General features: G+C 64.5%; 12 protein-coding genes. 5 read left to right on the top strand and 7 right to left on the bottom strand.

The genetic code is table 11. The features are described from left to right. Positions 1–110: 110 nt before the first annotated feature. Both ACIPW4_RS03410 and ACIPW4_RS03405 read right to left on the bottom strand, forming a co-directional pair. A complete protein-coding gene (locus ACIPW4_RS03410; protein WP_400654783.1) occupies positions 111–2,528 on the bottom strand; it encodes a glucose/quinate/shikimate family membrane-bound PQQ-dependent dehydrogenase in 2,418 nt (805 codons plus the stop codon). Between the two features lie 215 nt (positions 2,529–2,743). Beyond that, positions 2,744–3,097, bottom strand: coding sequence for a cupin (locus ACIPW4_RS03405; protein ID WP_400654780.1), 354 nt, complete (start codon positions 3,095–3,097; stop codon positions 2,744–2,746). 118 nt (positions 3,098–3,215) lie between these two features. Here ACIPW4_RS03405 and ACIPW4_RS03400 point away from each other — a divergent pair, with 118 nt between their 5' ends. Next, positions 3,216–4,115: a LysR family transcriptional regulator gene (locus ACIPW4_RS03400; RefSeq protein WP_400654778.1), complete on the top strand. Its 900-nt coding sequence runs from the start codon at positions 3,216–3,218 to the stop codon at positions 4,113–4,115. A 112-nt stretch (positions 4,116–4,227) separates the two neighbouring features. Next, positions 4,228–5,427, top strand: coding sequence for an MFS transporter (locus tag ACIPW4_RS03395; protein ID WP_400654777.1), 1,200 nt, complete (start codon positions 4,228–4,230; stop codon positions 5,425–5,427). Between the two features lie 10 nt (positions 5,428–5,437). Here the strand turns inward: ACIPW4_RS03395 and ACIPW4_RS03390 are convergent, their stop codons facing one another. Further along, the gene (locus ACIPW4_RS03390) at positions 5,438–6,049 is read right to left on the bottom strand and encodes a LysE family translocator (protein ID WP_400654775.1); all 612 of its coding nucleotides are present in this window, start codon (positions 6,047–6,049) and stop codon (positions 5,438–5,440) included. 102 nt (positions 6,050–6,151) lie between these two features. Between ACIPW4_RS03390 and ACIPW4_RS03385 the strand changes: the two genes are divergently transcribed. Continuing rightward, entirely contained in the window at positions 6,152–7,153 is a 1,002-nt protein-coding gene (locus ACIPW4_RS03385) for a GlxA family transcriptional regulator (RefSeq protein ID WP_400654773.1), read from the top strand. Here the strand turns inward: ACIPW4_RS03385 and ACIPW4_RS03380 are convergent. Beyond that, positions 7,120–7,971 (bottom strand): CAP domain-containing protein, encoded by an 852-nt coding sequence (locus ACIPW4_RS03380; RefSeq protein WP_400654771.1) that lies wholly within the window; start codon positions 7,969–7,971, stop codon positions 7,120–7,122. The two genes, ACIPW4_RS03385 and ACIPW4_RS03380, sit on opposite strands and share 34 nt — an antisense overlap. Positions 7,972–8,223: 252 nt before the next feature. Here ACIPW4_RS03380 and ACIPW4_RS03375 point away from each other — a divergent pair, with 252 nt between their 5' ends. Continuing rightward, positions 8,224–10,389: a TonB-dependent receptor gene (locus ACIPW4_RS03375; protein WP_400654770.1), complete on the top strand. Its 2,166-nt coding sequence runs from the start codon at positions 8,224–8,226 to the stop codon at positions 10,387–10,389. Here ACIPW4_RS03375 and ACIPW4_RS03370 read toward each other — a convergent pair. The 3 genes from ACIPW4_RS03370 to ACIPW4_RS03360 all read right to left on the bottom strand — a co-directional run bounded on the left by ACIPW4_RS03370 (position 10,386) and on the right by ACIPW4_RS03360 (position 12,926). Continuing rightward, positions 10,386–10,997 (bottom strand): cell wall hydrolase, encoded by a 612-nt coding sequence (locus ACIPW4_RS03370; protein WP_400654769.1) that lies wholly within the window; start codon positions 10,995–10,997, stop codon positions 10,386–10,388. The two genes, ACIPW4_RS03375 and ACIPW4_RS03370, sit on opposite strands and share 4 nt — an antisense overlap. 48 nt (positions 10,998–11,045) lie before the next feature. Then, a complete protein-coding gene (locus ACIPW4_RS03365) occupies positions 11,046–11,963 on the bottom strand; it encodes an AEC family transporter (RefSeq protein ID WP_400654766.1) in 918 nt (305 codons plus the stop codon). A 99-nt stretch (positions 11,964–12,062) separates the two neighbouring features. Next, on the bottom strand, positions 12,063–12,926 hold the full coding sequence (locus ACIPW4_RS03360) for a LysR family transcriptional regulator (protein WP_400654765.1): 864 nt from the start codon (positions 12,924–12,926) through the stop codon (positions 12,063–12,065). 125 nt (positions 12,927–13,051) lie between these two features. Here ACIPW4_RS03360 and sodC point away from each other — a divergent pair, with 125 nt between their 5' ends. Beyond that, entirely contained in the window at positions 13,052–13,567 is a 516-nt protein-coding gene (gene sodC, locus ACIPW4_RS03355; RefSeq protein WP_400654763.1) for a superoxide dismutase [Cu-Zn] SodC, read from the top strand. Positions 13,568–13,669 lie beyond the last annotated feature (102 nt).

Below are 13,669 nucleotides of genomic sequence, written 5' to 3'. Positions count from 1 at the left end.
TTTTGGGGGCCTGTTCGCGGGTGAACCCGCTCCCACAAGGACTGCGCCATCAGTATGGGCAGTGAAGATCCTGTGGGAGCGGGCTCACCCGCGAACGGAGTGACGCGGACTTACGGCAGAGCGTAAGAAATCACGTAGTCGCCACGATCGGTCGACTGGCGCGCACCGCCAGCGGTGACCACGACGTACTGTTTGCCGGTTTTTGGCGAAACGTAGGTCATAGGGCCACCCTGGCTGCCCACTGGCAGGCGGGCTTTCCAGATTTCGTTGCCGTTGCTGCTGTCGTAGGCGCGCAGGTAGAAGTCCTGGGTGCCGGCGATGAACACCAGGCCGCCTTGGGTCGACAGGGTGCCGCCGAGGGTCGGCAGGCCGATCTTGATCGGCAGGTGCATGCGGATGCCCAGGGGGCCGGTGTCTTCCACCGTGCCGACCGGTACCTGCCAGGCGATCTGGCGGGTCTTCATGTCGATGGCGGTCAGGGTGCCGAATGGCGGGGCCTGGCACGGAATGCCGGCAACTGACAGGAAGCGGTTCTTGTTCACCGCGTACGGGGTGCCCTTGAGCGGTACGGCGCCCATGCCGGTGTTCAGTGCTTCACCGCCAGCGGCGGCATCGCCCTTGTTCTGCGACGGGATCATCTGGATCCACAGGCCCAGGCGCATGTCGTTGACGAAGATGAAGCCATGTACCGGGTCGGTGGAGAGGCTGCCCCAGTTCATGCCACCCAGCGAACCTGGGAAACTCAGCGACAGGTCGGTACCTGGCGCGGTGTACAGGCCGTCGTAGCGCATCTTCTTGAAGTCGATACGGCACAGCAGCTGGTCGTACGGCGTGGCTCCCCACATGTCCGATTCGGTGAGGGTCTGCGCGCCGATCTGCGGCATGCCTACCGATTTGGGCTGGGTCGGGGAGTAGGGCTCGTTGGGGATATTGCTTGGCTTGACCGGCACTTCGTCGACCTGGGTCAGCGGTTTGCCGGTGGCGCGGTCGAGCACGTAGATCTGCCCGGCCTTGGTGCCGATCACCACCGCAGGCACGGCCTTGCCGTCTTCCTTGGTGAAGTCGATCAGGCTCGGCTGCATTGGCAGGTCGAAGTCCCAGAGGTCATTGTGCACGGTCTGGAATACCCACTTCTGGTTGCCGGTGGTGGCGTCCAGAGCCAGCACGGACGCGCCGTAGGTGTGGTCCAGCTTGCTGCGTTCAACGCCATAGATGTCGGTGGATGACGAGCCCATTGGCAGGAATACGGTGTTCATCGCCGGGTCGTAGGACATCGGTGCCCAGCTGTTCGGGGTGCTGCGCACGTAGGTGCTGTCGCCTGCTGGCGCCTGGCGATCCTCCGGGTTGCCTGGGTCGAAGGCCCAGCGCATTTCACCGGTGATCACGTCGAAGCCACGGATCACGCCGCCCGGCATGTCGGTCTGGACGTTGTCGGCGACGCGGCCGCCCACCACCACGGTGGTGCCGGCCATCAACGGCGCGGAGGACAGCTGGTAGTAGGAGTCCGGCACGTTGCCCAGGCCGGCCATCAGGTTGACCTGGCCATTGTTGCCGAAGCCCTGGCAGAACTCGCCATTGTCAGCGTCGACGGCAATCAGGCGGCCGTCGATGGTGTTGGTCAGCAGGCGACGCTGGCAGTTGGCACCGGCCGCAACGCTACCGCCAGTGATCGGCGAGCTGTTGGGCTGGGTCGGCTGGGCGATCGCGGTGGTGGCATCGAAGTAGGCCATGCCACGGCAACGCTGCCAGACCTTGGACTGGGCGTTGATCGCGTTCTTCCACAGCTCTTTGCCAGTGTCGGCGTCGAGTGCGATCAGGTTGTTGTGCGGGGTGCAGATGAACACCTTGTTGCCAACCTGCAGCGGCGTCAGTTGGTCTTCGGCACCGTTGCCGTCACTGATGGCGACGTCACCGGTGTGGTAAGTCCAGGCCACCTTGAGCTTGTCGACGTTGTCGCGATTGATCTGGTCCAGCGCGGCGAAGCGGCTGCCACCCTCGGTATTGCCGTAGTGGGCCCAGTCCTTCTGCTCCTTGCCGGCCTCGACCGGTGTCATGCCCGGACCTTTGCCGGTAGGGGCAACGCTTGGGTGGGCGACGAACATGTTGCCCGCAGCGATCACCAGCACCACAGCCAGCACGCCGGCGATGCCGTAGGCACCCCGGCCGGCGCTGGCGCCATTGGCACGGGCCAGCATCGGGTAGATCAGTGCCACCACCATGCCGATCGCACCGAACATGAACAGGCGCGAGAACAGCGGCCAGAACACCAGGCCAGCGTCGATCAGCGCCCAGACCGCGGTACCGATCAGGAACGCTGCATACAGCCAGGCGCCGGCCCGCTTGCGACGGGCGATGAGAATACCGGCGATGGCCATGGCCAGGCCGCCGATCAGGAAGTACCAGGAGCCGCCCAGGCCGGCGAGCTTGACGCCGCCGGCAGCCAGGAGAAGGCCGAGCAGGGCGACGATCACGCCCAAGCCGACCAGGATGATGTTTGTGGCGCCAGAGGCGCGCGGTGTTTCGTTCATGCCAGGGATCTCAGCAGGTGGAATGGGCGCAGTTTAAGCCCTTAGCTTGCTAATTAACAAGTTAGTACATAATTTTATGAGGCTGATTGTCGCAGGGCTGAACTTGCAGATTTGTGGTTAAAAGCTTAGATCAAGCGTCGAAAATTGCAGCAATTGCAGTGTTTTCCGTCATATCCATAAGGAGGTTTAGACTTTTGTAGCATGCGTCGGCTGTCTCAATGGCTTGGCCAAGGCGTGCCGATGCCATGAAACACGGCCAGCCAGATGGTCGGCTGCGTTATGGCAGTCCATTCCACGCGATGCCGGCAATGCGCCGGAATGTCCAGGCAGTCGCCAGGCACCAGCAAGCGGGTGAAGTCCTCATGCTCGAGGCGCAGCCCGGCGCTACCGGTCAATAGCATGATCCATTCGCCTTCGGCCTGGTCGTACCAGTATCCGGGCGGGCTGGCCTGGCCGCAGGAAACGATGCGTTCGATACGCAGGCCAGGGCGCTGCAGCAGTTCATCGACCCGCTCGGCGGCGGCAGGGTCGCAATGGGGCAGGGCATTGAGCAGATTGGCAAGGGGCATGGGAAGTGCTCGCACTGATGGAGGTGCTTCCACTATGGACCTGATCGCTCTGTGGTGCCCTTCTTGACCCGCTTCGCGGTTTGTAGGACTGTTCCGAGATTTGAAAATCGGGGTATCCATGGACAAGCTCCTGGCGATGAAGATGTTCACCGCAACGGTCGATGCCCAGGGTTTTTCTGCGGCGGCACGCAGGCTCGGCGTCGCTACCTCTTCGGTGACGCGGCTGGTCGATGCGCTGGAGTCGGAGCTTGGCACGACCTTGCTGAACCGCTCCACCCGCCAGGTCAGCCTGACCGAGGCAGGTGCACGCTACCTGGCGCGGGCCAGGGAAATCTTCGCCGCGCTGGAAGAGGCCGACGCCAGTGTCGCCGACCGCGGCAATGAACCGGTCGGCGTGCTGCGCCTGTGCCTGCCGGTCGAGTTCGGCCGGCGCGTTATTGCACCGCATCTGGGGCCATTCCTGGCAAGGCACCCATCGTTGGAGCTGGACATCGACATGAGCGACCGGCTCGATGACTTGCTCGACGGCCGCTACGACCTGTCGATTCGCCTCGGCGACCCGTCACCGAACGACGAACTGGTGTGCCGGCAACTCGGCCGCTTTCAGCGCTGGCTGGTGGCAAGCCCCGATTACCTGGCCAGTCGTGAAGCGCCATTGCATCCCGAGCAATTGCTGCAGCATGCCTGCTTGCGTTTTCGTTACGGGCAGAAGGCACGCGCCTGGCGCCTGCAACGAGCGGATGAGGCGCTGGAGCTGGACGTCAGCGGCCCGCTGCGCAGCGCCAACGCCGACCTGTTGCGTGAAGCGGCGCTGGCCGGCAGCGGTATCGCCTTGCTGGCCGACTGGCTGGTGCGTGAGGATGTCGCGGCCGGGCGCCTGCAGCGGCTGTTCGCCGACTGGGAGGTCAGCCCCGGCACCGCCAACGACAGCATCAATGCCTTGTACTTGCCCAACCACCGTGGCTCACGGCGGGTCAACGCCTTCATCGGCTTTTGCGAGGGCCTGCTCAAGGCCTGACGCCAGCGTTGCACCAGGCGCAACGCCCCGTTGCGCCTGGGCTGGATTCTCTCATCGGCAAGCGCCCGGTAAGGTGCCCGGCATATTCCAACCTGATGCCGAGGTCCCTTGCATGAATCCCTCCCTTGCTGCTGCCCGGCCGGTGCATGCCGGCCTGAGCCGAGCGCTGGTCGCGCTGCTGGCGTTCTGCTGTGGCGCGATCGTCGCCAACATCTACTATGCGCAGCCCATCGTCGGGCTGATCGCCCCGGACCTGGGGCTGTCCACCGAGCGCGCCAGCCTGATCGTGTCGCTGACCCAGCTCGGCTACGCGCTTGGCTTGCTGCTGCTGGTGCCGCTGGCCGACCTGGTGGAAAACCGCCGGTTGATGATCATCACCGCCGTGCTGGCCTGCGTCAGCCTGTTGCTGGCGGGGACCAGCAGCAGCGGCCAGGGGCAACTGTTCCTGGTCTATGCCTTGCTGATCGGCTTCAGTTCGGTGGCGGTGCAGATGCTCATTCCTTTGGCTGCCCATCTCGCACCCGAGCAGCAGCGCGGGCGGGTGGTAGGCAACATCATGGGTGGCCTGCTGCTGGGTATTCTGCTGGCACGGCCGTTGTCGAGCCTGGTCGCCGACCACTTTGGCTGGCGCGCGGTGTTCATCGGTGCTGCGGGCCTGATGTTGGCAATCATCCTGTTGCTGGCGCTGACCTTGCCGCGCCGGGTGCCCGAGCACAAGTCGAGCTATGCCGGCCTGATGCTGTCGTTGGTCGCCCTGCTGCGCCAGTACCCGGTGCTGCGCCAGCGATCGTTGTTCCAAGCACTGATGTTCGCGGCGTTCAGCCTCTATTGGACTGCAGTGCCGCTGGCCCTGGCCGGCGGGCACGGTCTGTCGCAAAGCCAGATCGCGCTGTTCGCACTGGTCGGCGCGGTGGGCGCCATCGCCGCACCCGTGGCGGGGCGCCTGGCCGACGCCGGTCACGCCCGTGCCGGTTCGTTGCTGGCGCTGGTGTTGGCACCGTTGGCGCTGTTGATGGGGTTGACCACGCCCGGCTACAGCGTGATCGGCCTGGGGCTGACCGGGGTGCTGCTGGATTTTGCAGTGCAGATGAACATGGTGATCGGCCAACGCGAGGTGTATGCACTGGACCCGGCCAGCCGCGGGCGGCTGAATGCGTTGTACATGACCAGCATCTTCATTGGCGGGGCCGCGGGGTCGGCGCTCGCCAGTGCGCTGTATGCACATCATGGCTGGCAGGCAGTGGCACTGGTGGGCGCTGCGTTGCCAGGCCTGGCGCTGGTGGTCTTTCTGCTGGTTTCGCGGCGCCGCTGAGGGGCCGGTGTCAGCGGCCCAGCGGCAAGGCAACGCCAATCAGTGCGAACAGGCTCCCGCAGCAACGATTGAAGCCCTTGCCGCCCTTGGCCAGCCATGGCCGGATTCGAAACGCCAGGCGTGCCAGCACATACTCGACCAGGCATTCCACGCTGGCAAAGGTGGCTGCCATGATCACGAACTGCAGCAACAGCCCACGCTGCGGGTCGATGAACTGCGGCAGAAAAGCACCGTAGAACAGCAGTACCTTGGGGTTGGCGATGGCCGACAGCAGGCCCTGGCGGAACATCCCCTGGTTGCTCAGCCGGGCAGCACGTTCGTCCACCTCCAGTTGCAGGGCAGGGCTACGCCAGAGTTGAATGCCCAGCCACACCAGGTAGGCCCCGCCCAGCCATTTGAGCACGGTCAGCACCGAGGCGGATGCCTGCAGCAGCGCCGTCAGCCCGAACATCGCCAAGGCAATCAGTGCACTGAAGCCGAACACGCCGCCGACGATGGTGAACAGTGTGCGGCGCGCGCCATACAGCGCGCCGTGGGTCAGGGCGAGCAGGCTGTTCGGGCCGGGGGTCAGCGACAGGCCGATGCTCGCCAGCAGGTAGATGAGCCAGGTATCAAGCGCCATGGTGGGTGCCTTTGGTGATCAGAGGCGGCCAGTGTAAGCGACGGCTGTACCATCAAAGGGTATGATCTGGACATTCAATGGTGTTTTCCGGACCTGTTTTGCATGAGCCCCGATATCCGCCTGTTGATCCTGCCATTGCCGGATTTTGCCTTGCTGCCATTCGGTGCGTTTCTCGACAAGCTGCGTTTCAGCGCCGACGACGAGGACTACAGCCAGCAGCGCTACTGTAGCTGGACCCTGGCCAGCCTCAGCGGCGCGCCAGTGCAGTCGAGCAGCGGGGCGGTGATGCAGGTCCAGGCCATGGCCGAAGCGTTGCACTGGCATGACTACGACTATCTGGTGCTGTTCGGCAGCCGCAATGCCGGGGCCACCGCCGCGTTGGCGCCGCAATACAGGCGCCTGCTCAAGCGTGCGGCCAAGGCAGGCGTGAAGCTGGTCGCCATCGACAACGCCGCCTTCCTGCTGGCAGCCTGCGGTCTGCTGGACGGGCACAAGGCCGTGGTGCACTGGCGTCACGAGGCCGAATTCCGGGCATCTTTCCCGCACTTGCAGGTGCTTCGCGAGCAGTTGTATTGCATTGATGGCGCACGCATAACCTGTGCCGGCGGCACGGCGGCCATCGACCTGGCGGTGGAGCTGCTGGCACGTGCCTGTGGGCGCGCCCGGGCGCTCAAGGGGCTGGCCGACATGCTGGTCGACGAGTCGCGTGACAGCCGTCATGCCCTGCGCTCGCTGGAGGCCGGTGGCGCGGGGCAGGGGCGCCAGGTGCAGCGCGCGCTGGCGCTGATGAGGCATCACCTGGGGGCGCGTTGGTCGATCGAACAGCTGGCGGGCGAGCTGGGTATCAGCCGTCGACAACTTGACCGGCAGTTTCAGGCCAGCCACGGCATGAGCGCCAAGGCCTGGTGGCTGGAAATGCGCTTGCAGCAGGCACGCTGGCGCTTGCTCAACGCCAGCCACAGCCTGGCGCAGATTGCCGATGAGGTGGGGCTGGGCGATGCCAGCTACCTGGGCAAATGCGTGCGCCGGCGGTTTGGCTGCACAGCGCTGGCGCTGCGCAGCTCAGGCGATCATTGCGGGGTGCCGAACAGGCCGGTCCAGTAGATCCCCGCATCGCTCTTCGGGTCCACCGCATAGGCCGCGCCCATTTCGCGGAAATCCGCGTTCATCAGGGTGGCGCAGTGACCGGGGCTGTCCAGCCAGCCATCCACCACCTTCTGCGCCGTATCGCGGCCGGCGGCGATGTTTTCGCCAATCTGCCGGTACAGGTAACCGGCAAGCTCTGCCCGGTCGCCCGGCGTGCGCCCGTCCTTGTCGATATGGTCGAAGAAGTTCTGGTTGGCCATCGCCCGCGTATGGTTCGCCGCCACGCCCGCCAGCGCCGTGCTCCAGCTCAATGCCGGCGCTGCCGGGAATGGCTGGCCACCGCACTGGCGTGGCGCCTTGCGCGCATTGTTGATGGCCTGCAGCAGCTTCTGCCCTTCGGCCTGCCAGTCGCCAAGGCGGCCGCTGAGCAAGGGCCGGGCAAGCACGATGCGCCAGTCGCGGCCTTCCTGGCTGACGCCGATATCGACGAACTGCGGGTCGAGCACCACCTGGCAGAAGCTCTCTTTGATGGCACCCATGGCCGCGTTCGCATCACGCGGGCCGGACAAGCTGATGGCCTGGACGTTGACCATTGGGTAGGCAGCGCGGCTCATGGCCTGCTGCAGGTCGCGGGTACCCTCCGGCGACAGTGCCAGGCGCGTGTCGCTATTGAGCGGCGGCAGTTCCACCGACACCTCGTCACCGCAGCGCTGGGCCTGGCTGCGGTAGGTATTGATCGAATCGATCAGCTGCGCCTCTTCGCCGGTGACGGCCAAGGCTGCGGTCGACATGACCAGGCCCAGCGACAAGACGGCAACGGATGACAGGACGCGCATGTGGATCTCCCTGTGACTGGCTGCGCCTTGGTATGCGCTGCTCATCCTACACAAGCGCAAGGCTTTTGGCCCCGCTCTCGTGCAAAGCAATGAAACGCCGGTAATTCGGCAAAAGAGGGGATAGACCACCGGTCGCCGAAAAAGTGCGACGGCTTGGTAATAATTCGTGTTTTCGACTAGAAACAATATTCGAATGCTATTCATTTCTCATCTGCCAGGAAGGCCCTCAAACTATTCCTGCGGGAGCCTTGCATGGCACGAAACCGTCCGTATCAATCGACCTTCCTGGCCATTTACTGTTCCGTTGCGCTGACCGCCCAGGCAGCCGATGGCACCATCGAACTGGATGCCACAGCCATCAATGCCGAAGCCGCACGCCCCAAGGGCGAGCCGCCGGAAGCGTTCGCCGGTGGCCAGGTCGCCCGCGGGGGGCAGATGGGCATACTGGGCAACCAGGACATGATGGACGTGCCCTTCACCATGACCAGCTACACCTCGCAACTGATCGAAGACCAGCAGGCCGAGGACATCGGCGATGTGCTGCTAAACGACCCCTCGGTGCGCCAGTCGTTCGGTTTCGGCAACCAGTCCCAGGTCTTCGTCATCCGCGGCTTGCCGCTCAATGGCGACGACGTGGCGTTCAACGGCCTGTACGGTGTGTTGCCGCGGCAGATGATTTCCACCGATGCGGTGGAACGGGTCGAGGTGCTCAAGGGGCCCAATGCCTTTCTCAACGGTGCCAGCCCAACCGGCACGGGCCTTGGCGGCAACGTCAACCTGCAGCCCAAGCGCGCGGGCGATACGCCGACCCGCCGTTACACCCAGGACATCAGCAGCGACGGGCGCCTTGGCGAACACCTGGACCTCGGTCAGCGTTTTGGCGAGGACAACCGCTTTGGCGTGCGCCTGAACCTGTCGCAGCGCGAAGGTGAGACGGCAGTCGAGGACCAGGACCAGCGCAGCAAGCTGTTCATCATCGGTCTTGACTACCGCGGCGACAAATTGCGCCTGTCCACCGACATCGGCTACCAGAAGCAGCGGGTCAACCACATGCGCAACAGCGTGCGCCTGGGCGCCGGCCTGACCGACATCCCCCGGGCCCCGGATGCCGACCACAACTATGGCCAGGACTGGTCGTGGACCGAGACCGAGGACACCTTCGGCATGGTCCGTGGCGACTATGACTTCAACGACAACTGGAGCGGCTACCTGGCCGGTGGTGTCAAGCACACCCACGAAAACGGTTTCTACGGCACCCCCATCCTGACCGACGCCGCCAGCGGCGCGGCCACCATCGGCGGTTCGCAGATCCCTCACAACGAGGACAACACCACGTTCATGGGCGGCATCAACGGGCGTTTGCAGACCGGCCCGCTCAGCCATCAGCTGAACATCGGTGCTGCCAGCATCTGGACCCAGCAGGAAAACGCGTTTGTCTTCTACAACTCGCAAGACACCAACATCTACCACACCGACCCGTTGCCCAAGCCGGCCACGCCGACTTTCACTGGCGGCAAGCTGGGTGATCCGGGGGTGACCGGCAAGACCCGTAACCGCAGCATTGCCGTGTCCGATACCGTCGGCGTGTTCGACGACAGCTTGCTGTTGACAGTGGGCGTGCGTCGCCAGCAACTTCGTGTCGAGGGTTACGCCTATGACGGCGAAGGGCCGGACCTGGGGCGCAACGCCTTCTACGACGAGTCGGTCACCACGCCGGTGTATGGCATCGTCTATAAGATCAACCCGTCGATCTCGCTGTACGCCAACCGCATCGAGGGCCTGGCCCAGGGGGCGACGGCCTCGGGCCAGGTGGTCAATGCCGGTGAAGTGTTCCCGCCGGCCAAGACCAAGCAGGTGGAGGCAGGGATCAAGCTCGACTACCAGACGTTCGGTGCCAACCTGGCGCTGTTCCGCATCGAGCGGCCTACTGACGGTTTCGTTCAGGGCGATGTGTTCGTGCAGGATGGCGAGCAGGTCAACAAAGGCATCGAACTGAGTGTGTTCGGCGAGCCGGTGCAAGGCTTGCGCCTGATGGCCGGTGGCACGCGCATGGACACTGAGCTGAAAAAGACTCTGAACGGCGCTGACGATGGCAACCATGCGGTGGGGGTGCCGACCTTCCAGCTCAATGCCAGCGTCGACTGGGATGTGCCAGGCCTGCAAGGGCTGGCGCTGAATGCGCGCATGCTCAGGACCGGCGGGCAGTACGCCAACCCGTCCAATACCCTCAGCCTGCCGACCTGGAACCGCTTCGACGCAGGCGCGCGTTACCGCTTCACCGTGCAGGACAAGGCGATTACCCTGCGCATGAACGTGGAAAACCTCACCGACAAGAATTACTGGGCTTCAGCCAACGGTGGTTATCTCACCCAGGGCGACCCGCGGCTGGTGAAGTTCTCCGGCACGATCGACTTCTAGCGCGCCAGTTCCTGATTCGGTTTGTAGAACATGAAGTGCCGGGTCTCGGCTGTCTTGCGGTAGGCCTTGGCCCAGCTTGGGTGCACTTTGCGATCATGGAAGTACAGCGCGCCGCCGGTGCTGTCCTTGAGCTGCTGGTTCAAGGCCTTGCGGGCAATTTCCTTGGCGATGTCATAGCGGTCCTTTTCCTCGACCTGATCCGGGCGGCCGTCACACCACCAGGAAAACTGGCAGGATTTGGTTTCCACGCCTTGCTTGACCACCCCGCAGATCGTGTTCGGGAAGCCATCCTTGCCCAGCCGGTTGATCACCACGCTTGCCACTGCGCTCATGTCTTTGTCATCGGCGCCCTTGGCTTCCCAATAGATGGTACGTGCCAGGCAGGTAATGCTGTCGTCCATCGGTGCCTGACCTGCCGGGTCCACCGCCTGCACTTCGCCTGGGGTGATGGTTTCCGGTTTTTTCGGCGGTGGGGCGTCTTCCACCACTTTCTTTTCCAGGTTTTGCGCCTTGTCCTCGGCGACCGCGGCCTTGGCACTGTCGGCGGCATTCAGAGGGCCTGTGAGCAGGGCCGAGGTCAAGCCGATTACCATCCACGAGAGGCGCATGGTCGAGCATCCGAAGTGTAGGATGAATCACAGTCTAGCCAAGCGGCTTCATTTCAGCGTAAGCATTAACACCAAGGGCAAGGTCACTGCGGCCAACACCGTCTGCAGGGCGATGATCGTCGCCATCAGCGGCGCGTTCCCGCCCATCTGCCGCGCCATCACATAGGAAGAGGATGCCGTCGGCAGCGCCTGGAACAGCACCGCCACCACTGCCGCCTGGCCACCCAGGCCGAGCAGGCGGCACAGGCCCCAGGTGGTCAGCGGCATGACCAGGAACTTGAAGGCCGAGGCGGCCATCAGCGGCCGCACTTGCTGGCCGAGGCTGGCGCCGCCGAGCGCCGCACCCACGCACAGTAGGCCCAGGGGCAGGGCTGCCTGGCCCAGCGCCTTGACGGTCGGCTCCAGGCCCGCCGGCAAACCCAGGCCGGTGACCCGCAGCAACAGGCCGCCGGCGCAACCAACGATCAGCGGGTTGGCGAAAATGGCCCGCAACACTGTTGTCGGGGAGCTGTGGCGTGCGCTGAAACGGGCGAACACCAGCACGCAGAGCAGGTTGACCAAGGGCACGATGGCCGCGTTGGCCACGGCTGCCAGGGCAATTCCGGCACTGCCGTAGATACCGGCGGCGAGGGTGGCGCCGATGTAGTTGTTGAAGCGCACGCCCCCCTGGAACACCGAGGTGAAATCGGCGCCCTCGTGGTTCACCGCGCCCTGGTAGAGCACCAGCAGCACGGCGCCGAGCAAGGTCGAAAGCATCAGGACGCCCACCATGCCCAGCACCGGCACACCGTCGAGATCGGCCGTGGCCAGGCCATGGAGGAACAGCGAGGGCAGCAGCACGTAGTAGCTCAGCCGTTCGGCACCAGGCCAGAACGACTCGGCGAGGAAGCCCCGGATGCGCAGGAAGGTACCCAGGGCGATCAGCAGAATGATGGGCAGCAGGGTAGTCAGCAGCAGATGGAGCATGGGTGTGATTCCGTGGTCGGGTACGGGCACAGGTTAGCGTGGCTGACTGATTGGGAAAAACGTTGATTTCTGCAGTGACCGATGAGAAAAACTGTACCTTTACGCGTCCAGGGCAGTCTTCAACACGGCACTCAGGTGCCGCCGCTGGCTCTTTTCATGTTCCAGCAACACTACCCGCCGCACCAGCTGCGGCTCGCCAAACGGCAGGCAGGTCGCCGCTGGCAGGCGCTGCAGGTCGTCATCGCCCATGGGAATGATCGCCACGCCCAGGCCCATCACCGCCATGCGCGCCAGCGCTTCCTGGCTGTCCAGCTCCATTTGTTCGCTGACCTGCAGATGCTGGCGGCGCAGCTCCTGCTCGATCTGCCGCCCGGCCCAGGCACGCTTGTCAAAGCGCAGGAACGGCTGGTTGGCCAGCAGCTGTGGCAGGTCCTGGCCAGCCAGGTCGGGGCTGGCGATGGCCCAGAATCGGTCCTCGAACAGCGGCGTGAAAATCAGGTTCTGCGGGTAGGGGCTGACCGGCTCGGTGGTGATCGCTGCATCCAGTTCACCATCCTCGACGCGCCGTGCAAGCTCTGCCGACATCCCTGAGTTGACGCTGATGTGCAGCTCCGGGTGATGTGCCTTGATCCACACCAGGGCCTTGGGCAGGCGCCGGGCCAGGACCGTGTGGATCGCCCCCAGGCGTAGCCGGCCACGCAGGCTCGGGCCGCTGGCCAAGGCATCGGCCAGCTCGTCGTAGGCGCCGAGGATGTGCTCGGCCCGCGCCACCGCCAGTTGCCCGGCTTCGGTCAGCACCACCTGGCGACGACTGCGGTCGAACAGCGGGACCTTGAGTTCATCTTCGAGGGTCTTGATGTGCAGGCTCACGGCCGAAGGGGTGAGACTGAGCAGGTCGGCGGCACGAGCGAAGGTGCCGTGGCGGGCGATGGTCACCAGGGTGCGCAGGGCTTTGAGGGACACGCGGACGGGCTCCGGGGCAAGGGAAGTGTTTCAGTCTGTGGCTGGATGGAATGGCTGGCAAGCGGCGCAGTCCCATTCGTTACGTGGGTACGAAACCCGCCTGCCCCAAGCCATGGAGAAACCCTATGAAAGCAGTAATCTTCACAGCATTGCTGGCCTCGGCCGGCCTCGCCCAGGCCGCGCAGACAGTTGAGCTGAAACTGGCCGGGCCGGATGGCCCGGGCAAGTCGATCGGCACCATCAGCATCGAACAGAACAAATACGGCGCGGTGCTCACTCCCGATCTCAAGGACCTGCCACCCGGTGTGCATGGCTTCCACCTGCACCAGAAGGCGTCCTGCGCAGCAGCGGAGGAAAACGGCAAACCGGTGCCGGCGGGCGCGGCCGGCGGGCACTGGGACCCAGACTCCACCAACGCCCACAAAGGCCCCTATGACGACAGCGGCCACCGCGGCGACCTGCCGGCGCTGTACGTCGGAGCCGACGGCAAGGCTACCTACCCGGTATTGGCGCCACGCCTGAAAGCCAGCGATTTCAAAGGCCACGCGCTGATGGTGCATGCCGGTGGCGATAACCACAGCGATCATCCGGAAAAGCTGGGCGGTGGTGGCGCCCGTGTGGCTTGCGGTGTGGCTCAGTAAGTCCGGTATGCCTGGAAGATAACCCTCACCCTGTGGGGGCTTTAGCCACGAAGCAAGCAACGCGGTGGATGGCACCGGCTTCGCCGGTGTTCACGGCTAAAG

This window comes from Pseudomonas sp. NPDC089996, assembly GCF_044748405.1.
Classification (GTDB): domain Bacteria; phylum Pseudomonadota; class Gammaproteobacteria; order Pseudomonadales; family Pseudomonadaceae; genus Aquipseudomonas.
Note: the sequence above shows the minus strand (reverse complement) of the source record. Positions and strands in the feature narration are given on the sequence as shown.

Bases quoted from the DNA above. Each gene is read 5' to 3' on its own strand.
- ACIPW4_RS03405 (WP_400654780.1), bottom strand. From the start codon at position 3,097: ATGCCCCTTGCCAATCTGCTCAATGCCCTGCCCCATTGCGACCCTGCC.
- ACIPW4_RS03375 (WP_400654770.1), top strand. From the start codon at position 8,224: ATGGCACGAAACCGTCCGTATCAATCGACCTTCCTGGCCATTTACTGT.
- ACIPW4_RS03395 (WP_400654777.1), top strand. From the start codon at position 4,228: ATGAATCCCTCCCTTGCTGCTGCCCGGCCGGTGCATGCCGGCCTGAGC.
- ACIPW4_RS03385 (WP_400654773.1), top strand. From the start codon at position 6,152: ATGAGCCCCGATATCCGCCTGTTGATCCTGCCATTGCCGGATTTTGCC.
- sodC (WP_400654763.1), top strand. From the start codon at position 13,052: ATGAAAGCAGTAATCTTCACAGCATTGCTGGCCTCGGCCGGCCTCGCC.
- ACIPW4_RS03380 (WP_400654771.1), bottom strand. From the start codon at position 7,971: ATGCGCGTCCTGTCATCCGTTGCCGTCTTGTCGCTGGGCCTGGTCATG.
- ACIPW4_RS03390 (WP_400654775.1), bottom strand. From the start codon at position 6,049: ATGGCGCTTGATACCTGGCTCATCTACCTGCTGGCGAGCATCGGCCTG.
- ACIPW4_RS03365 (WP_400654766.1), bottom strand. From the start codon at position 11,963: ATGCTCCATCTGCTGCTGACTACCCTGCTGCCCATCATTCTGCTGATC.
- ACIPW4_RS03410 (WP_400654783.1), bottom strand. From the start codon at position 2,528: ATGAACGAAACACCGCGCGCCTCTGGCGCCACAAACATCATCCTGGTC.
- ACIPW4_RS03400 (WP_400654778.1), top strand. From the start codon at position 3,216: ATGGACAAGCTCCTGGCGATGAAGATGTTCACCGCAACGGTCGATGCC.
- ACIPW4_RS03370 (WP_400654769.1), bottom strand. From the start codon at position 10,997: ATGCGCCTCTCGTGGATGGTAATCGGCTTGACCTCGGCCCTGCTCACA.